The sequence below is a fragment of the uncultured Tateyamaria sp. genome, assembly GCF_947503415.1.
Classification (GTDB): domain Bacteria; phylum Pseudomonadota; class Alphaproteobacteria; order Rhodobacterales; family Rhodobacteraceae; genus Tateyamaria.
Genome location: NZ_CANNDS010000001.1, coordinates 2160930 through 2177720, shown reverse-complemented (window position 1 = coordinate 2177720; position 16791 = coordinate 2160930). Strand labels below are relative to the sequence as shown.

At 59.8% G+C, this 16791-nt stretch carries 26 protein-coding genes; 7 read left to right on the top strand and 19 right to left on the bottom strand.

Annotated elements, in window-relative coordinates:
• Positions 1-71: 71 nt before the first annotated feature.
• The 7 genes from Q1A32_RS10780 to rplO form a co-directional block, all read right to left on the bottom strand.
• Entirely contained in the window at positions 72-1088 is a 1017-nt protein-coding gene (locus Q1A32_RS10780) for a DNA-directed RNA polymerase subunit alpha (RefSeq protein ID WP_299046663.1), read from the bottom strand.
• Positions 1089-1201: 113 nt separating this feature from the next.
• A complete protein-coding gene (gene rpsK, locus Q1A32_RS10775; protein WP_299210882.1) occupies positions 1202-1594 on the bottom strand; it encodes a 30S ribosomal protein S11 in 393 nt (130 codons plus the stop codon).
• 12 nt (positions 1595-1606) lie between these two features.
• On the bottom strand, positions 1607-1975 hold the full coding sequence (gene rpsM, locus Q1A32_RS10770) for a 30S ribosomal protein S13 (protein WP_299210879.1): 369 nt from the start codon (positions 1973-1975) through the stop codon (positions 1607-1609).
• Between the two features lie 191 nt (positions 1976-2166).
• Entirely contained in the window at positions 2167-2928 is a 762-nt protein-coding gene (locus tag Q1A32_RS10765; RefSeq protein ID WP_299652539.1) for an alpha/beta fold hydrolase, read from the bottom strand.
• A gap of 7 nt (positions 2929-2935) precedes the next feature.
• Positions 2936-3580: an adenylate kinase gene (locus tag Q1A32_RS10760; protein ID WP_299652537.1), complete on the bottom strand. Its 645-nt coding sequence runs from the start codon at positions 3578-3580 to the stop codon at positions 2936-2938.
• Positions 3581-3607: 27 nt separating this feature from the next.
• Positions 3608-4972, bottom strand: coding sequence for a preprotein translocase subunit SecY (gene secY / locus Q1A32_RS10755; RefSeq protein ID WP_299652535.1), 1365 nt, complete (start codon positions 4970-4972; stop codon positions 3608-3610).
• Between the two features lie 116 nt (positions 4973-5088).
• Positions 5089-5559 carry a 50S ribosomal protein L15 gene (rplO, locus tag Q1A32_RS10750; protein WP_299612619.1) on the bottom strand — a complete coding sequence of 157 codons (471 nt, stop codon included), beginning with the start codon at positions 5557-5559 and terminating at the stop codon, positions 5089-5091.
• A gap of 323 nt (positions 5560-5882) precedes the next feature.
• On the opposite strand from rplO, the gene Q1A32_RS10745 reads away from it, so the two are divergent.
• Entirely contained in the window at positions 5883-6551 is a 669-nt protein-coding gene (locus Q1A32_RS10745; protein WP_299652533.1) for a hypothetical protein, read from the top strand.
• Positions 6552-6567: 16 nt separating this feature from the next.
• Here Q1A32_RS10745 and Q1A32_RS10740 read toward each other — a convergent pair whose 3' ends face one another.
• Positions 6568-7212: a 2-hydroxychromene-2-carboxylate isomerase gene (locus Q1A32_RS10740; protein WP_299652531.1), complete on the bottom strand. Its 645-nt coding sequence runs from the start codon at positions 7210-7212 to the stop codon at positions 6568-6570.
• 83 nt (positions 7213-7295) lie between these two features.
• On the opposite strand from Q1A32_RS10740, the gene Q1A32_RS10735 reads away from it, so the two are divergent.
• Positions 7296-8024, top strand: a complete 729-nt coding sequence (locus Q1A32_RS10735; protein ID WP_299652529.1) for a VWA domain-containing protein — start codon at positions 7296-7298, stop codon at positions 8022-8024.
• 1 nt (position 8025) lies between these two features.
• Positions 8026-8841: a hypothetical protein gene (locus Q1A32_RS10730; RefSeq protein ID WP_299652527.1), complete on the top strand. Its 816-nt coding sequence runs from the start codon at positions 8026-8028 to the stop codon at positions 8839-8841.
• Positions 8842-8862: 21 nt separating this feature from the next.
• Here Q1A32_RS10730 and rpmD read toward each other — a convergent pair whose 3' ends face one another.
• The 11 genes from rpmD to rpmC form a co-directional block, all read right to left on the bottom strand.
• Positions 8863-9051, bottom strand: coding sequence for a 50S ribosomal protein L30 (gene rpmD / locus Q1A32_RS10725; protein WP_299612633.1), 189 nt, complete (start codon positions 9049-9051; stop codon positions 8863-8865).
• A 5-nt stretch (positions 9052-9056) separates the two neighbouring features.
• Positions 9057-9635, bottom strand: a complete 579-nt coding sequence (rpsE, locus tag Q1A32_RS10720) for a 30S ribosomal protein S5 (protein ID WP_299612636.1) — start codon at positions 9633-9635, stop codon at positions 9057-9059.
• A gap of 103 nt (positions 9636-9738) precedes the next feature.
• The gene (gene rplR / locus Q1A32_RS10715; protein ID WP_299612639.1) at positions 9739-10098 is read right to left on the bottom strand and encodes a 50S ribosomal protein L18; all 360 of its coding nucleotides are present in this window, start codon (positions 10096-10098) and stop codon (positions 9739-9741) included.
• A gap of 11 nt (positions 10099-10109) precedes the next feature.
• Positions 10110-10643 carry a 50S ribosomal protein L6 gene (rplF, locus tag Q1A32_RS10710; protein ID WP_299612641.1) on the bottom strand — a complete coding sequence of 178 codons (534 nt, stop codon included), beginning with the start codon at positions 10641-10643 and terminating at the stop codon, positions 10110-10112.
• Positions 10644-10655: 12 nt separating this feature from the next.
• A complete protein-coding gene (gene rpsH, locus Q1A32_RS10705; protein ID WP_299612643.1) occupies positions 10656-11048 on the bottom strand; it encodes a 30S ribosomal protein S8 in 393 nt (130 codons plus the stop codon).
• Positions 11049-11061: 13 nt separating this feature from the next.
• A complete protein-coding gene (rpsN, locus tag Q1A32_RS10700; RefSeq protein ID WP_299612645.1) occupies positions 11062-11367 on the bottom strand; it encodes a 30S ribosomal protein S14 in 306 nt (101 codons plus the stop codon).
• Positions 11368-11385: 18 nt separating this feature from the next.
• The gene (rplE, locus tag Q1A32_RS10695) at positions 11386-11949 is read right to left on the bottom strand and encodes a 50S ribosomal protein L5 (RefSeq protein ID WP_299652525.1); all 564 of its coding nucleotides are present in this window, start codon (positions 11947-11949) and stop codon (positions 11386-11388) included.
• Positions 11949-12254, bottom strand: a complete 306-nt coding sequence (gene rplX / locus Q1A32_RS10690) for a 50S ribosomal protein L24 (protein ID WP_299548553.1) — start codon at positions 12252-12254, stop codon at positions 11949-11951. Before rplX ends, rplE begins: the two co-directional genes overlap by 1 nt.
• 1 nt (position 12255) lies before the next feature.
• Entirely contained in the window at positions 12256-12624 is a 369-nt protein-coding gene (rplN, locus tag Q1A32_RS10685) for a 50S ribosomal protein L14 (protein WP_299210834.1), read from the bottom strand.
• A gap of 81 nt (positions 12625-12705) precedes the next feature.
• The gene (gene rpsQ, locus Q1A32_RS10680) at positions 12706-12936 is read right to left on the bottom strand and encodes a 30S ribosomal protein S17 (protein WP_076628854.1); all 231 of its coding nucleotides are present in this window, start codon (positions 12934-12936) and stop codon (positions 12706-12708) included.
• 12 nt (positions 12937-12948) lie between these two features.
• Positions 12949-13149 (bottom strand): 50S ribosomal protein L29, encoded by a 201-nt coding sequence (gene rpmC, locus Q1A32_RS10675; protein ID WP_299612652.1) that lies wholly within the window; start codon positions 13147-13149, stop codon positions 12949-12951.
• Between the two features lie 260 nt (positions 13150-13409).
• On the opposite strand from rpmC, the gene Q1A32_RS10670 reads away from it, so the two are divergent.
• From Q1A32_RS10670 to Q1A32_RS10655, 4 genes are all read left to right on the top strand, one after another.
• Positions 13410-14354 carry a calcium-binding protein gene (locus Q1A32_RS10670; RefSeq protein ID WP_299652523.1) on the top strand — a complete coding sequence of 315 codons (945 nt, stop codon included), beginning with the start codon at positions 13410-13412 and terminating at the stop codon, positions 14352-14354.
• A 109-nt stretch (positions 14355-14463) separates the two neighbouring features.
• Complete coding sequence (locus Q1A32_RS10665; RefSeq protein ID WP_299652521.1) at positions 14464-15018, top strand: hypothetical protein; 555 nt, start codon at positions 14464-14466, stop codon at positions 15016-15018.
• A 56-nt stretch (positions 15019-15074) separates the two neighbouring features.
• Complete coding sequence (locus Q1A32_RS10660; RefSeq protein WP_299652519.1) at positions 15075-15695, top strand: TIGR02466 family protein; 621 nt, start codon at positions 15075-15077, stop codon at positions 15693-15695.
• 101 nt (positions 15696-15796) lie between these two features.
• Complete coding sequence (locus Q1A32_RS10655; RefSeq protein WP_299652517.1) at positions 15797-16654, top strand: delta-class carbonic anhydrase; 858 nt, start codon at positions 15797-15799, stop codon at positions 16652-16654.
• The last annotated feature ends 137 nt before the right edge of the window (positions 16655-16791 follow it).

The following is a 16791-nucleotide window of genomic DNA, read 5'->3' as shown; positions in this document are numbered from 1 at the left end:
CAATGAGAGGGCAGTCTGCCCGGGTGCAAGGGCCAAGATTTTTCGTACGAAAAATCTTGGCCGTCGCGATCTTAAAAGTTGTCTTCGAACTTCTTCGCCAGATCTTCGATGTTGTCCGGCGGCCAGTCCTCGACATCCATGCCAAGGTGCAGACCCATGCCCGACAGAACCTCTTTGATCTCGTTCAGCGACTTGCGGCCAAAGTTCGGCGTGCGCAGCATTTCTGCTTCGGTCTTCTGGATGAGATCGCCGATATAGACGATGTTGTCGTTCTTCAGGCAGTTCGCCGAGCGTACGGACAGTTCCAGTTCGTCCACTTTCTTCAGCAGAAGCGGGTTGAATTCGAGACCGTCGTCGTCGTCCTGACGCGAGGCGCTTTCCGGCTCGTCGAAGTTGACGAAGATGCCCAGTTGGTCCTGCAGGATACGCGCGGCGAAGGCCACGGCGTCGTCCGGCGTGATGGAGCCATCGGTTTCGACCTTCATGGTCAGCTTGTCATAGTCCAGCACCTGGCCCTCGCGGGTGGGCTGGACGTCATAGCTGACCTTTTTGACGGGCGAATAGATCGCGTCGATCGGGATCAGGCCGATAGGCGCGTCTTCGGGCTTGTTCTTGTCTGCCGACACATAGCCCTTACCGGTGTTGACGGTCAGTTCCATGTAGACGTCGGCACCATCGTCGAGGTGGCAGATGACCAGATCGCGGTTCAGGATCTCGATCCCGGCGCTTTCCGAAATGTCACCAGCCGTCACAACGCCCGGACCCTTTGCGGAGATCGACAGGCGCTTGGGCCCTTCGACTTCCATGCGCAGGGACACCTGCTTGAGGTTCAGGATGATGTCGGTGACGTCTTCACGCACACCGGCCACGGATGAAAACTCGTGCAGCACGTTGTCGATTTGCACGGATGTGATGGCGGCACCTTGCAGCGAGCTCATCAGCACGCGGCGCAGGGCATTGCCCATGGTCAGACCAAAGCCACGCTCCAGCGGTTCGGCCACGACGGTGGCCTGGCGCGCGGGTTCGTTGCCCGGCTTGACGTCAAGCTGCTGTGGCTTGATCAGTTCGGCCCAGTTCTTGTGGATCATGCGTCCCTCCATTCCTGTCTGCGTGCCATGTCCCAACATGCAGACGCCCGAGGTTTCAAAAAGCGGATTGGGGCCGCGCAAAAACGCAGGCCCCAAAGGTGTTCAGATGTCACTTAGACGCGGCGGCGCTTTGGTGGGCGGCAGCCGTTGTGGGCAATCGGCGTCACGTCACGGATCGACGTGATGTTGAAGCCAACAGCAGCCAGCGCGCGCAGTGCCGATTCACGACCCGAACCCGGGCCCTGCACTTCGACTTCCAGCGTTTTCACGCCGTGGTCCTGCGCCTTCTTACCTGCATCTTCTGCGGCCATCTGGGCGGCATAAGGTGTCGACTTGCGCGACCCCTTGAAGCCCATGGTGCCTGCGGACGACCATGCAATGGCGTTGCCTTGCACGTCCGAGATCAGGATCTTGGTGTTGTTGAACGAAGAGTTCACATGCGCCACGCCTGCGGCGATGTTCTTGGAGACCTTTTTCTTGGCTCCACGGCGGGTATCACGTGCCATTGGTGCGTCTCCTTATTTCTTCTTGCCGGCAATGGCCTTTGCGGGGCCTTTGCGGGTGCGAGCGTTGGTGTGTGTGCGCTGACCGCGGACGGGCAGGTTGCGACGGTGGCGCAGGCCACGGTAGCAGCCCAGGTCCATCAGGCGCTTGATGTTCATCTGTGTCTCGCGACGCAGGTCACCTTCGACTGTAAAGTTCTCGTCGATATGCTCGCGGATTTTCAGAACTTCAGCGTCGCTGAGTTCGTTCACGCGACGGCTGGCGTCGATGCCAACGGCTTCGCAGATTTTCTGGGCGGAGGTGTTGCCGATGCCTGTGATGTAGGTCAGTGCAATCGGAACGCGCTTGGCTGTGGGGATGTTGACCCCTGCAATACGTGCCACGTAAGGCTTCCTTTCGTTGCGAGCCCGTCATTCCAGGCCCTTTTTTCACAACATAAGGCCCAAGGATTTTGCCCCCGGGCCTGCCGCTGATCAGGTGATCCGACGGGACGCGTTCCCGTCTTGATTCTCGTTAGAGATGGCGTGAGATAGGCGTTGATTAAGGGGGCGTCAAGTATGCTTTACGCAAACTGTTAAGAGGGGACAGGTTCTATCCCCTCAGGCCAGCCACTTCCGTCTACATGTGCACGCAACAGGGCGGCAAATCTGGCTGTATCTTGTGCGGGCCAGGCATGACCCAAACCGGATGCGCGACACGCGTCAGCCTTTTGCAAAGCCGAACAAATTGTCGCCTGCCCCTCAAGGATCGTTTGGTGTTCCTTGGTCCCTGCCGCAATCAACACATCTGTCGATACGCGATCCAACCCGTCGGGCAGGGAGAAATCGACCACATCGCATGTGGCACGGGCAAAAGCGCCCGGCCGTGTTTGCGCTGCACCCGCCACATAGGCGTCAAGTACATCGCCGGACAACCCCATGGCACGGGCATTCCGCCTTGCAAAGAAGGGCCGCGATACAAGGGGTGCCATCGCGTAGCTGAGCACACGCATCAAGCGTGGATTAGGCATGTCGCTGGGGTGCAGGCCGCTAAACAGTGCAAACCGGAACCGATCCGGGGCAAGCGCAAGCATCATCAGGCCCACATATGCCCCGAGTGACACACCGGCGAGGGTCGTCACCGTCTCTGGCAAGGTGGCGAGTGCAGACAGGGCGGCGTTGTCCAAATCGGTCCACGGGATGTCCCGGCTGCCGCCGTGACCCGGCAGATCCACCAAAAGGCATCCCGTGTCCGGAAAGTGCGCTGCAACCGGTGCAAAACTGGCCCCCGACATCGCAACACCCGGCAAAAATGCAAAGGCCGGCGCATCCGCCGGCCCAACTGATGTGACGTTCAACACTTCCCTAAGTGAGGATGGCAGCAATCGCCGCCTTCACATCAGAAATCTCGCCCAACCCGTCGATCTTGGTCAGCTGACCCTTTGCATAGTAGTAGCCAATCAGCGGCGAGGTCTTCTTGTAGTACTCCATCAGGCGGGTCTTGAGGCTTTCCTCGTTGTCATCCGCCCGGCGCTTGAACTGGTTCTCGGCGCCACAGTTGGTGCACTTGCCATCTGATGGGATGGGCTTGGTGTTGTCATTATAGACCTCACCACACATGCCACAGGTCGACCGGGCGACGATGCGGGCGACAAGCGCCTCGTCATCCACTTCCATCTCGATCACGGCATCAAGGGTCTCGCCCTTTTCCGCCAGAAGATCAGCCAACGCATCGGCCTGCGCCAACGTGCGGGGGAAGCCGTCAAAGATGAAGCCGTTGGCTTTCACGGTCTCGAGCTGTTCGCGGATCAGACCGATGACAATCTCGTCTGTGACAAGCGCGCCACGGGCCATGACGTCGGCCACGATCTGGCCCATCTCGGTGCCAGAGTCCTTGGCAGCGCGCAGCATGTCACCGGTCGACAGCTGCACCATGCCACGCTCTTCCACCAGAAAACGCGCCTGCGTTCCCTTGCCCGCGCCCGGCGGGCCCAAGAGAATAATATTCATCAGCTGTCCCCTCCCTGCGTCGCGCCTTTAACGGCGGACGGGGCTCCGTTTGCGGCGGGTCTTGCTGCCCTTGCCGCGCAGTTGCGATTTCTCGATCAAGCCTTCGTACTGGTGGGCCAACAGGTGGCTCTGCGCTTGCTGGATCGTATCCATGGTCACAGATACCACAATCAGCACAGATGTCCCGCCAAAGTAGAACGGAATTGCAAATTCACCGCGCAGGATTTCCGGCAGCAGGCACACCAGCGCCAGATAGGCAGAGCCAAGCACCAGCACGCGGTTCACCACATATTCCAGATACTCTGCCGTCTTCTTGCCCGGACGGATACCGGGGACAAAGCCATTCTGGTTCTTCAGGTTCTCTGCCACATCGTCGGGTTTGAAGCTGACGTTGAAGGTGTAGAAATAGGCGAAGAACACGATCATGGCCGCAAAGAACAGCAGGTACAGCGGCTGACCGGGGCCAAAGTTGGCCAAGAGCCACGACATGATCGGGCTGGTCGAGTTGCCCGAGAAGGTGGAAATCGTGATCGGCAGCAACAGCAGGGACGAGGCAAAGATCGCCGGGATCACACCTGCGGGGTTCACCTTGACCGGCAGGTCGGATTTGCCGCCGTCATACACCTTCATCCCCACCTGACGGCGCGGGTACTGAATATGGATCTTGCGCAACGCGCGCTCCATGAACACCACAAAGGTGATGGTCACGACCACCATCAATATCACGCCGATGATGATGGCAGGGCTCAGCGCACCGGAGCGGCCAGAGGCAAAGAACTGCGCCAGAGCGGCAGGCACTTCGGCAATGATGCCGACAAAGATGATCAGCGAGATACCGTTGCCGATGCCGCGTGCGGTGATCTGCTCACCCAGCCACATCAGGAACATGGTGCCGCCCACAAGGGTAATCAGGCACGACACACGGAAGAACAGGCCCGGATCCGTGACCAGATCGCCGGATTCCAGCGACACGGCAAGGCCGTAGGCCTGCAAGGTGGCAAGGGCCACGGTGCCGTAACGGGTGTATTGGTTGATCTTCTTGCGCCCCTGCTCGCCCTCTTTCTTGAGCTGTTCGAGCTTGGGCACCATCGACGTCAGAAGCTGCACGATGATCGAGGCCGAGATGTAAGGCATGATACCAAGGGCAAAGATGCCCATCCGGCCCAGCGCACCGCCGGTGAACATGCTGACCATGCCGCCAATGCCTTGGCCTGCACTTTCCATGAACTCCCGCAGGGCCGCGCCATCGATGCCGGGCACCGGGATAAACGTCCCAAGCCGGTAGACGATCAGCAGACCGAGGGTGAACAGGATGCGGTTGCGCAGGTCGGTGGCCTTACCAAGAGCGCTCCAGCTCGTGTTGGCGGCCATATTCTCGACGGCAGATACCATGCGGGCATGTTCCTTTATGGCGAAACGCCGCCCTGACCGTTTTCCGGCGGGCGGCGTAGGAAAAACTAGAGACTATGTAAGCCGCATGTCCGCGGCTCACAAGACGTCAAAAGGGCTTACTCGGCGGCCGCCGCGGTTGTGGTCAGCGACCCACCCGCTTTTTCAACGGCTTCGACGGCGGATTTGGACGCGCCGGTCACAGCAAGTTCAACTTTCGTGGTGATGTCACCCTTCGCCAGAACGCGAATACCGTCCAGCTTGCGGCGCACCAGACCGGATGCGATCAGCGCATCTTCGTCGATGGCTTTTTTCGCGTCGATCTTGCCAGCGTCGATGAATTTCTGGATCAGGCCGAGGTTCACTACAGCGAATGCCTTGCGGTTCGGCTTGTTGAAGCCACGCTTGGGCAGACGTTGGTAGAGGGGCATTTGCCCGCCTTCGTAGCCGTTGATGGCCACACCCGAACGGGATTTCTGACCTTTGATACCCCGGCCACCCATCTTACCGGTGCCGGAGCCCGGACCACGGCCAACGCGTTTTCGGGGTTTGGTTGCGCCAGGATTGTCGCGCAGTTCATGCAGTTTCATATCGCTTCTCCTTGCCGGATGTGCCCCACGAAGCGTGAACGGGACAACCACGGCGTTTCTTGGTTTTGATTCTGCGGCGCAGGACGCCACCGGGGGCGTATAGACGGCGCACCTCACCTGATCAAGCCCATGCGTTGATCTGAACGCTCCACCCCACCATCACATGACAGATTGCGGGCCAGAGTAAGGAATACCCGACTGAACAAATCCCGCCGGGGCATATAGACAGGTCGCATACCAAGGATCTGCCGCACAGACATTTTCAGCGACACAGCCATTTCAGACAGCGCGGATTGTGCGCACCCGAGTTTTGGAGACACCTCTTGCTTGACGTCCTTTCGCAAGGCGACGATCCCTTGCGCCTGTTTGGCATCGCTTCTGCCGTTCTGAGTGCCTATGCGTTTCTTCCCTATGCCCGCAACACGGTCCGGGGGCGCACCCATCCGCAGCGGGCCAGCTGGTTGATCTGGTCGGTCCTCGGCCTCATCGCGTTCGTGTCCCAAGCCGCCGAAGGCGCCACCGCATCGCTGTGGTTTGCGGCCATTCAGGTCGGCTGGACCCTCACCATCTTTGCGCTTTCCATCCGGCGCGGCACCGGTCGGCTGCTGAATGCGGGCGATGAATACGTTCTGGGGGCCGCCGCCCTTGGCCTCGGGCTTTGGGCGCTCACCGACAACGCCGCCTATGCGCTGGGGATCACCATCACGATTTCCATGCTCGGCGGTGGGGCCACGATCCTCAAGGCCTACCGCCACCCGACGTCCGAGACGATGGCGACATGGGTCCTGTGCTTTCTCGCGGCAGTGCTCGCGGTGCTGGCCGTGGGCCGGTTGGACTGGGTCCTGCTGGCCTACCCGCTCTACCTTCTCTCGCTCTATGCGGGGATACTGATCGCCATGGCGCTCGGACGCAGCCAGATGCCTGATGAAGCACGGGCAGCCCCGGCACACCCAACCGTCATCGAAGCTAACGCACGCATATACGGACCATGACAAGGGGCCCTTGCGGTCACGTACTTTCCACAGGTGGGTTCACCCAAGCCGACGGACAGAAAGGCTGCGTGATCGCACGCTCCAGCATCTCCAACCGGTCCTGCCCGTAAAACATTTCGTCCCCCAGCACGTATGTCGGCGACCCCATCACCCCCGCCTGCAACGCGGCCTCCGCATTGGCCTGATAGGCCTGCGCCACGGGCGCTGACCGGGCCTGCGTCATCAACGCGTCAGGGTCATGTCCCAACGCGGTGGCCAAGGCGCGCAACGTCGCCTCATCCGACAGATCCGCATCATCACGCCAATGCGCCTGCAACACCGCGTGGGCCATGGCATCGACCTGCGAGCCGCGGTCCCCAAGGGCAAGGATCATACCGCTCGCCAAGGCGTAGTCTGCATCATGATAGGTGGGCCGAAACGGCACCACAGGCACGCCGCGCCACTCCGCCCACCGCTCGATCTCGCGCCCAAAGAAGTAATCCACATGCGCCTGCGTCCGCTTCCGAAACGGCAGACTGCCCTGCGCCTCGACCACGGGCGACAGCGGAATGGGACGGTGCACAAGGGTCAGATCATGGGCCTTGCACAACGCCATCAGCCGCGCCGACCCAAGATAGGCAAAGGCGGAATGGGCAGAATAGTAATAGATCAGGTCTGTCATGGACCGCAGGCTAGGCATCAAATCGACGGCACACAATGCGCGCAGGATTGTTTTGCCCCGACGGCAGTGCCAGTCTCGCACGCATGGGACGTTTCCAAACACTGATCGCCACCGCACTCATCGCCACCCTGCCCTCCACAAGCCTCGCCACGGGCTGCGCCCGCGACGCGATGCTGGTCTTTGACGGATCGGCCTCCATGGACGAGCTGAGCTTCGACGTCTCCCGCAAAACCCGCATCGTGGACGCACGCGATGCCCTGCGGGACGCCCTGCCCGACATCACGCCCTTCCGCCGCGTGGGCCTGCTGACCTACGGCCCCGGCGCCAATGCCGACAGCTGCGCCAATATCGACCTGCGCTTTGGACCCCGTGCGGATGCGGCGGTGGACATCATCAGCCAGATCGACGGGATGCAGCCCAAGGGCCTCACGGCGCTGGCCGCGTCCGTCCGGGCGGCCGCAGACGCGCTCGACTACCGCAACCGCTCCGGCATCGTGGTGCTGGTGACAGACGGGAATGAGACCTGCGGCGGGCGGCCTTGCGCTTTGGGCACGGCACTGACCCAAGAGGCGCGCGACCTGACGGTGCATGTCATCGGCTTTCAGGTGGTTGTGGATTTCTTCAGCTGGGACAACCCCGAACAGGTGGACGTGGGCGCAGGCAACACGGTCGCCAAATGCCTCGCAGACCGGACAGGCGGGCTCTATGTCTCGACCGAGACGGTGGACGAGTTGGCCGATGCGTTACGGGCGACGTTGGGGTGTGCGTTGATTGGGGCGCTGACATATTTCGACAAAATTATAAAATCATAGGTTGGCACTAATTTTGCGTCCAAAACACATTCTTGATAACACACCATTTGGCTTGTTCGTTGGTGCAGTAGTCGCCTCCGTTGTGGCAATCGTTTTAGATGCCGAAATCGCTAGTGAGTGGAAGAGATGGGCCACGTACGGCGCTACCGCTTTGGTCTCTTTGCTGTCCGCAACTTTGGCGGTCGCAGGTGTTCTAACCAACATATCAAAACAAGACGAACTTGCCGCTGCATCCCGGAAGCGCAAATTTTTATCCGCAAAGGCATACCTTCCGCTTGCCTTAAGTGGAGCATGCGAAATCTTTCGAAACGGGATCCGCTTCTCACATCAACTCGCCTCACTAATCGAGAGTAAGAACAGTGAAGAAATTCGCCGCGAGAGCCTCGACGCTCTCGAACTTGGTGACGAAGAAATCAAGGTCTTTAGAGAGCTCGTCGAGCACAGTGAAAGTGACGAATTCGCTTCTTACATCGCCACGCTGTTAGGTGAATATCAAGTAGCACTAGCGCGCTGGAAAGGGACTCTCGACTCTGCTGAAAACGGTGTGCAGTTCATCGATCACGGGTCAGAGGTTCGAGAACGGACTGTCTTTTGGGCCTATTTGTACGCTGCTACAGCAGCAGTTTTCCACTATGCAAGGAATGACATCGACAAATTCGACCCAGATGTATCCGAAGAAAACATAGCTTCAGCACTGAACATGGTCACGGTTGCGGGACTACAATCCCAAGACTTTTCTGACGAGATCGGATTGTACCACCGAACATTCATTCGCCGTTTCAAAAACAAAGAGCCCGACCACGAAGGGCCGGGCTAGTTTGCAGTTCTGATGGGGCGTTTAGCCCTTCTCTTCGATAATCTCGACCATGTGAGAGATCGATCTGATCATGCCGCGCACGGAAGGGGTGTCTTCCAGCTCACGGGTTTTGTGCATCTTGTTCAGGCCCAGACCGATCAATGTCGCGCGCTGTTTCGCGGGACGACGGATGGGGGAGCCGATCTGCTTGACGACGATTGTCTTTGCCATCTGACTTAGGCCTCCTCAGCCACTTGAGCGGACTCGTTGGGCGCTTCATCCCGCTTGGGCAGGATGTCAGCAACCTTCTTGCCACGACGTTGGGCCACACCACGGGGCGACTGCTCTTTGCGCAGGCCGTCCATGGTGGCGCGGATCATGTTGTAGGGGTTCTGCGAGCCGATGGACTTGGACACAACGTCCTTCACACCCAGCATTTCGAACACGGCACGCATCGGACCACCGGCGATGATACCAGTACCTTCAGGCGCGGTGCGCATGACGACTTTGCCGGCGCCGTGACGCCCTTCCATGTCGTGGTGCAGGGTCCGACCTTCGCGCAGTTGCACGCGGATCATCTGGCGCTTGGCTTGCTCGGTGGCTTTGCGGATGGCCTCGGGGACCTCTTTCGCTTTGCCTTTGCCAAAACCAACGCGGCCCTTCTGGTCGCCCACAACAACGAGTGCGGCAAACCCAAAGCGCTTACCACCCTTCACGGTTTTCGACACACGGTTGATCGCAACCAGGCGATCTGCAAATTCCGGTGCCTCGTCGCGGTCGCGACGGTTGCCCCGGCGGTTATCACGTTCTGCCATCAGAACATCCTTTGAATTGGTGGCTTGCGCCAGTTTACTCAATCCTGGTGGGCCATCATGGCCCCCGGATCATCGGAGGGGCGTCGCCGCCCCTCTCAGGGTCTTAGATCTTGAGACCACCTTCACGCGCGGCGTCGGCAACTGCCTTCACCTTGCCATGAAAGAGGAAACCGCCGCGGTCGAAATATGCTTCGCTCACGCCAGCTTTCTTTGCACGCTCGGCAATCGCGGTGCCCACTTTCGAAGCGGCCTCCACGTTGTTCTTGCCAACCACGCCCAGGTCTTTTTCCAGGGTCGAGGCCGAGGCCAGTGTCACGCCGTTCACATCGTCGATCAGCTGCACGCTGATGTTCTTGTTGGAACGGTGCACGCTCAGGCGGGGACGCCCGGCGTTGACCTTGCGAAGTTTGTTCCGGACGCGCAGGCGGCGCTTGAGGAACAGGGTCCGTTTGCTGTTTGCCATCTGTCTGGTCCTTACTTCTTCTTGCCTTCCTTACGGAAGATGAACTCGCCCTTGTAGCGGATGCCTTTGCCTTTATAGGGCTCGGGCTTGCGCCACTCGCGGATTTTTGCGGCCACTTCGCCGACCTGCTGCTGGTCGATACCTTCGACAACAATCTCGGTCTGTTTGGGCGCCGTCACGGTGATGCCCTCGGGCGCTGTGAAGTCCACGTCGTGGGACAGACCAAGGTTCAGCTTCAGGGTGTTGCCCTGCATGCTGGCCCGGTAACCCACGCCCTGGATTTCCAGCTCTTTCTTGAAGCCGTCGGTTACGCCGGTCACGCAATTCTGCACCTGCGTGCGGGACATGCCCCACTGCTGGCGCGCGCGCTTGGACTTGCCGCGAGGCTGAATGGTAACAACGTTGTCCTCAACATTGAGGGTCACGTCGTCGGTGGCGGTGAAGCTGCGGGTCCCCTTGGGGCCCTTCACTTCGATCGTCTGACCGGAGACGGATGCGGAAACACCCGAGGGCAGATCGACCGGTTTTTTACCAATACGAGACATCTGCTGTTCTCCTTAGAAGATCGTGCAAAGCACTTCGCCGCCAACATTCTGGCTGCGTGCGTTTGCATCCGACATCACGCCCTTGGACGTGGACACGATGGACACGCCCAGACCCTGACGGACCTGCGGGATGTCGCCCACACCCATGTACACACGACGGCCGGGCTTGGACACGCGCTTAAGCTCGCGGATCACAGGCTCGCCTTCGTAGTACTTGAGGCTGATTTCAATGGCCGGGTGGCCGTTCTCACCGGTGGTTTTCTCGAAACCACGGATGTAACCCTCGTCCGCCAACACTTCGAGCACGTGTTCGCGCAGTTTCGACGCAGGAGTCGAGACCACGGATTTGCCGCGCATCTGGCTGTTGCGGATACGGGTGAGCATATCGCCGATAGGATCGTTCATATCGTTCTCTCCCTTACCAGCTTGATTTCACGAGGCCGGGGATTTGGCCCTGAGAGCCAAGGTCCCGCAGCGCGATCCGGCTGATCTTCAGCTTGCGGTAATACGCATGCGGACGACCGGTCAGCTGGCAGCGGTTGTGAAGGCGTGTGGCCGAGCTGTTGCGGGGCAGTTTTGCCAGCTTCAGCGAGGCGCGGAAACGCTCTTCCATCGGTTTGGTTTCATCGCTGATGATTGCTTTGAGCTCGGCACGCTTTGCGGCGTACTTCTTCACCAGCTTTTCGCGCTTCACTTCGCGCGCGATCATGGATTTTTTAGCCATATCTTGTCTCTCCTGCGCTTACGAGTTGAAGGGCATGTTGAAATGCTTGAGCAAGGATTTTGCTTCGGCATCGGTGTGGGCTGTCGTGGTGATCACGATGTCCATCCCCCAGGTCTCGTCAACTTTGTCGAAGTCGATCTCGGGGAAGACGATGTGCTCTTTCATGCCCATGGCATAGTTGCCACGGCCATCAAAGGAATTGCCGGACACGCCGCGGAAGTCGCGGACGCGGGGCAAAGCGATAGTGATCAGACGGTCCAGGAATTCATACATGCGATCGCCGCGCAGGGTGACTTTGGCACCCAGGGGCATGTCTTCACGCACCCGGAAACCCGCGATGGATTTCTTGGCTTTCGTGGTCAATGCCTTTTGACCGGCGATGGCGGTCAGATCTTCCTGTGCGGATTTTGCTTTCTTGCTGTCACGGACAGCTTCAGCACCGCAGCCGATGTTCAGAACGATCTTGTCCAGACGCGGGATCTGCATGTCGTTCTTGTAGCCGAATTCCTCTTTCATGGCAGCGCGGATGCTGTCCTTGAACTGGGCCTTCAGGCGCGGGGTGTAGTTTGCTGTGTCAAGCATCAGATCACGTCCCCTGTTGTCTTGGCAAAGCGCACTTTCTTGTCGCCGTCCATTTTGAAACCAACGCGGGTGGGTTTGCCGTTCGCGTCCAGCAAGGCCAGGTTGGAAAGGTCGATGGGCATCGCTTTGGGGATGCGGCCACCTTGGCTTTCCTGGCTTTGACGTGTGGCGCGGATCGCGATGTTCACACCGTCAACAACGGCTTTGTTGGCAGACGGGTTCACGGAAGAAATGGTGCCTTCCTTGCCCTTGTCCTTGCCTGTCAGCACGACGACCTTGTCGCCTTTTTTCAGTTTCGCAGCCATGTCACAGCACCTCCGGCGCAAGCGAGATGATTTTCATGAAGTTCTTGCCGCGCAACTCACGCACGACGGGCCCAAAGATACGGGTGCCGACGGGCTCGTTGTTGTTATTCAGGATAACAGCTGCGTTGCGGTCGAAACGGATGGCGGTTCCATCTTCGCGACGAACTTCCTTGGCGGTGCGGACGACGACGGCCTTGCGGACGTCCCCTTTTTTCACGCGACCGCGTGGGATGGCTTCCTTGACCGACACGACAATGACGTCGCCGACGGATGCGTATTTACGCTTGGAACCACCCAGAACCTTGATGCACTGAACTCGGCGGGCGCCAGAGTTGTCAGCAACATCCAGGTTTGTTTGCATCTGGATCATATGGTTTCTCCCGACCTTTGGGGGGCTGATGCGTTCGCCTGATCCCCAGGGTTTCGATTAATGCGGCAAAATGCCGGGGGCTTACGCCTCCAGCACCTCCCAGCGTTTTGTCTTCGATTTCGGCGCGCATTCAATGATGCGAACGGTGTCACCGACCTTGAAGGCATTCTGTTCATCGTGCGCCCGGTACTTCTTGGACTTACGAATGGTTTTCTTCAGAACCGGATGCGTAAAGCGGCGCTCGACGGACACGGTGACTGTTTGGGCGTTTGCGTCGGAAGTCACGACGCCAGACAGGATACGCTTTGGCATTTCGTGCTCTCCTTATTCGGCCGCTTTGGCGGCTTGTTCGTTGAGGATCGTCTTGACGCGGGCTGCATCGCGACGGACCGAACGCAGACGCGCCGGGTTCTCAAGCTGACCTGTGGCCTGCTGGAAACGCAGGTTAAAGGCTTCTTTCTTCAGATTGGCCAACTCATCACGAAGTTGGTCCGGGGACTTATCCCGAAGTTCCTGGGCGTTCATGCGCCTTTTCCTTTCAACATCACGAGGGTGCCGCCAAAGACGTGACACCGATTCCCGTGGAGTGGGTGAATAGAGGGGCGGTATATGGGGGCCACGGATGTATGGCAACCCCATTCCACAAAGGAAATTCGCCGCTCCGACGCAGGAAACGTGGACCGCGTGACACGGGCTCACACATGGCGCGGTATCAACCCGTACCGCAACTTGACTCGCATTGGCGTCAAACCTAGCGTTCCAGCCAGTGATGGGGGGGCATGCAAATGGGTGCACTTGCGCTTTTGGGATTGCTTGGGGTGGTGGTCTCCATTCCGTTTTTCGAAGATGATGACGGACCTGTTGCGCGTGATGACGACACCGCAGAGGGTGCTCCGGACGAGGACCTCCCCCCGGCAGAGCCTGACACCGAAGTCGATGGCGCAGTGCTTGCGTTTGACGGCACCGAAGCCGTGACCGGGACCGAAGGCGACGACACGCTGATCGCTGGCATCTCGTCCGAGGACCTGCTTCCCATGATTACCACGGTCGACCTGGCCGGTGGCGACGATGTCGCAACCATCACGGGCGGGGAAAGCTTCGACATCCGCGGTGGCGTAGGCGACGATTCAATCGTGATCGAAGGGTTTGGGGTCAATCACAGCATTCATGGCGACGACGGCAACGACACGCTTGTCGCGGGCGAAGGGAACTTTCTGTTGGGCGGCGCAGGGGATGACGTCCTCACCATCAATCTGTCTACAACCATCTTTGATTCATTTACCCAAAGCGACGCAGGCGCTGGCGACGACACGATCACAGTGACCTCTTTCGTGGGCGACGCTGTGCCAGACTTCTCGTCGGTGGGCGTCACGGGGGGCGAGGGCAACGACGCCTTCACCGCAGAATTGACAGTGATCGAGGATCAGTTCAACGGCCCGGACAGTACGGCCACATCGATCCGCTCGTTTTCCGGCGTGGTGTTCAACGGCTTTGACACGGAAGAAGACACGTTGGTTATCGAAATCGACAGGGCCGAAGGACAACAGGACCGGATCCTCGCCAGCACAGACCTCCTGCCTCTGTCATCAGAAGGCGATTATCAGGTGCAACTGACCTTCAGCGCGACCAACGATGATCCCGAAATGACGACCTACATCACGTTGCGCGATGTCGAAGGGCCACTGACCATAGACGACATAGATATCGTGGACTTGGTGACAGCGGCATAGGCCGCGCGGCGCAGTGTCTCTGCCCAACCGGACCCGGGCAATCCGGCTGGATCACTCCCGTCGGCCATGATACCCACATCGGATCAAAGACACCGCAGGGCACAAGCGCATGTCATCGCATCCCAAACGACAGGTCCTGATCAAATTCGGCCTCCTGCTCAGCCTGCTGGTGGGCTATTTCGCCTATCTCAACTACCAGTACGATCTGGCAACCAGCGGCATCGTCGCCCTGCTGACCTGGAGCTTTTTCGTTCTCTGCACCCCCGTGGCCGACGCGGGCTTCCTTCTGGACTTCCCCCTGCGCCTGCTGTTCGGCATCCGCATGGTGATCTCGGAAATCGCGGTCTGGGCCGTGGCCGGGGCCGTCAACGTGACCGCCCTGCTCTTCTGGCCCAATGCTTACGACACCACCGTCCTGACACGCGCCTTCCACACCATCCTGACCACGCCCGTGCCCTACTGGGCCGTGATCGCGCTGTCGGCCATCGGCACTTTCCTGTCGATCCGGTTCGCGGATGAGCTGATGGATGTGATCCACCACCACGACCGGCACTTCTTTCACTCGCACCACTTCAAGCACGAATTGGTGCTGTTCGGCTTCTTCCTCGCCGCCATGTTCGGCTACTACCGGCTGATGTCCTCCATCGGTCTCGATGTGGGCTGACCACCGGACGTCACACCCGGGTCGCCAAGCCCCCCGGTCTTCGCTATCACAGCGCCATGTCACGTATCACATCGCTTTTCGCCACCCGCCTCTACCACGCCCCCCTGTCCGACTTCGCCCCCAAGATCGACCCGGACGAGCTGGAACAACACTGCTACGCCATCGCCGAAGATGACGAAGCAGGCCACGACTGGTGCGAGGCCCAAGGCTATCCCGGCTACACCTCCTACGCGTCGCTCGACGACCTGCCATGGCGCTTCCCGATCTTCGCCGACCTTGTCAAAACGCTCGACGCCCATGTCGCCGCCTTCGCCAAAGCGCTCGCCTTCGATCTGGGGGACAAGGCGCTGAAACTCGACAGCATCTGGATCAACATCCTGCCCGAAGGGGGCATCCACACCGGGCACATCCACCCCCACTCGGTCATCTCCGGCACGACATACGTGGCCATGCCCGAAGGGACCTCCGCCCTGAAACTCGAAGACCCCCGCCTGCCCATGATGATGGCCTCACCGGGCCGGACCAAGGACGCGCCCGAAGACCTCGCCCAATTCCACTACGCCAAACCGTCCGTGGGTGACGTGCTGCTCTGGGAAAGCTGGCTGCGCCACGAGGTGCCCATGAACATGGCCGAGGACGAACGGGTGTCCGTCTCCTTCAACTACGGCTGGGACTAGATCACGGCGATTTGGCTTGAAGCACCCGGCAACACGCTACTTGAATAGCCAAGCGCACCGCGCGCGTGTCGCCCGCCCAAGTCACTCAAAAGGATATGTCCATGCCTCTGCCACGCTTCCTCCTGCCCACCGCATCCCTGCTTGCATCGACCGGTCTGGTTCTGGCCGAGGGGGAGCCTGTTGGCGATGACGTGATCGCGGCCCAACGCGCAGCACTGGCGGCAGAGACAGCTGGCAAAGGCTACGGCCCGCAAGCCCCGCGCGACCTCAACACGCTGACAGGCGACAACGCCCGCGCGTTCGAAGCGGCCCCCGCCTACACAGAGATGAACCTGTGCAACATCCACTTCCACGAAGGGGCCGAACATTCAGGCGGCGAATTCACCACCTATATCGGCAATGGCGACGGGACGGGCTACGGCACCGGCTTTGCCTATGACGGCGCACTGACCGAGGCGGAACTGACCCCCGTCGACTATCCCGTGGGCCCCTCGAACGGCAAAGGCGCATTGGCGCCGGGCGACACGATCGAAGTGCACTATGTCCACACCACGGCCCAGATCGACCCCGGCCCCACGCTGGGGTCCTGCCTGAGCGAGGCGATCATCAATCCGCAATTGCGGGTCGAGACGCAGGTGTTCGTGCTGGTCAACGACGACAGCGCCGCCGACTTCATGGAGCTGTCCGAAGTGGGGCTGGTGAACGGCTACCATCAGGCGCTGAACATTCCGTCCGACACGGGCACGCCGATCACCTATGACGGCTCCACCACCGGGCCCGACTACAACGAAAAGGGCTCGCCCATACAGGTCAGTTGGAGCGTGCGGCCCCAGGTCCAGAAGCTCTATATCGGGTCGGTCGCGGAATGGATGCGCGCCAACATCTTCGACGAACGCAAGGCGCACGGCGTGCGCAATCTGGTGAAAAACCCGGATCTGATCTCGGACATCGACGGATAAGTGTCACCGGGGGCGGACGACACGTCCGCCTTACGGGCCCGGCACGCCATGCTGTCCGGCAGGGCCATCTGAACCTATGTTCGTGTCGTCTGGCATTGGAAAAAGCACGCGGCGAGACGCCATTTGACCAAGTAGGT

Coding starts and splice junctions, on each gene's coding strand:
- Q1A32_RS10665 (WP_299652521.1), top strand. CDS start 14,464: ATGTCATCGCATCCCAAACGACAGGTCCTGATCAAATTCGGCCTCCTG.
- rpmD (WP_299612633.1), bottom strand. CDS start 9,051: ATGGCAAAGACAATCGTCGTCAAGCAGATCGGCTCCCCCATCCGTCGT.
- rpsQ (WP_076628854.1), bottom strand. CDS start 12,936: ATGCCAAAGCGTATCCTGTCTGGCGTCGTGACTTCCGACGCAAACGCC.
- rplX (WP_299548553.1), bottom strand. CDS start 12,254: ATGGCTGCGAAACTGAAAAAAGGCGACAAGGTCGTCGTGCTGACAGGC.
- Q1A32_RS10735 (WP_299652529.1), top strand. CDS start 7,296: ATGGGACGTTTCCAAACACTGATCGCCACCGCACTCATCGCCACCCTG.
- rplO (WP_299612619.1), bottom strand. CDS start 5,559: ATGAAACTGCATGAACTGCGCGACAATCCTGGCGCAACCAAACCCCGA.
- rpmC (WP_299612652.1), bottom strand. CDS start 13,149: ATGAACGCCCAGGAACTTCGGGATAAGTCCCCGGACCAACTTCGTGAT.
- rpsK (WP_299210882.1), bottom strand. CDS start 1,594: ATGGCACGTGATACCCGCCGTGGAGCCAAGAAAAAGGTCTCCAAGAAC.
- Q1A32_RS10780 (WP_299046663.1), bottom strand. CDS start 1,088: ATGATCCACAAGAACTGGGCCGAACTGATCAAGCCACAGCAGCTTGAC.
- rplE (WP_299652525.1), bottom strand. CDS start 11,949: ATGCTTGACACAGCAAACTACACCCCGCGCCTGAAGGCCCAGTTCAAG.
- rpsN (WP_299612645.1), bottom strand. CDS start 11,367: ATGGCTAAAAAATCCATGATCGCGCGCGAAGTGAAGCGCGAAAAGCTG.
- Q1A32_RS10740 (WP_299652531.1), bottom strand. CDS start 7,212: ATGACAGACCTGATCTATTACTATTCTGCCCATTCCGCCTTTGCCTAT.
- rplF (WP_299612641.1), bottom strand. CDS start 10,643: ATGTCTCGTATTGGTAAAAAACCGGTCGATCTGCCCTCGGGTGTTTCC.
- secY (WP_299652535.1), bottom strand. CDS start 4,972: ATGGTATCTGCCGTCGAGAATATGGCCGCCAACACGAGCTGGAGCGCT.
- rpsE (WP_299612636.1), bottom strand. CDS start 9,635: ATGGCAGAACGTGATAACCGCCGGGGCAACCGTCGCGACCGCGACGAG.
- Q1A32_RS10670 (WP_299652523.1), top strand. CDS start 13,410: ATGGGTGCACTTGCGCTTTTGGGATTGCTTGGGGTGGTGGTCTCCATT.
- Q1A32_RS10655 (WP_299652517.1), top strand. CDS start 15,797: ATGCCTCTGCCACGCTTCCTCCTGCCCACCGCATCCCTGCTTGCATCG.
- rpsH (WP_299612643.1), bottom strand. CDS start 11,048: ATGAACGATCCTATCGGCGATATGCTCACCCGTATCCGCAACAGCCAG.
- Q1A32_RS10760 (WP_299652537.1), bottom strand. CDS start 3,580: ATGAATATTATTCTCTTGGGCCCGCCGGGCGCGGGCAAGGGAACGCAG.
- Q1A32_RS10660 (WP_299652519.1), top strand. CDS start 15,075: ATGTCACGTATCACATCGCTTTTCGCCACCCGCCTCTACCACGCCCCC.
- rplR (WP_299612639.1), bottom strand. CDS start 10,098: ATGGCAAACAGCAAACGGACCCTGTTCCTCAAGCGCCGCCTGCGCGTC.
- rplN (WP_299210834.1), bottom strand. CDS start 12,624: ATGATCCAGATGCAAACAAACCTGGATGTTGCTGACAACTCTGGCGCC.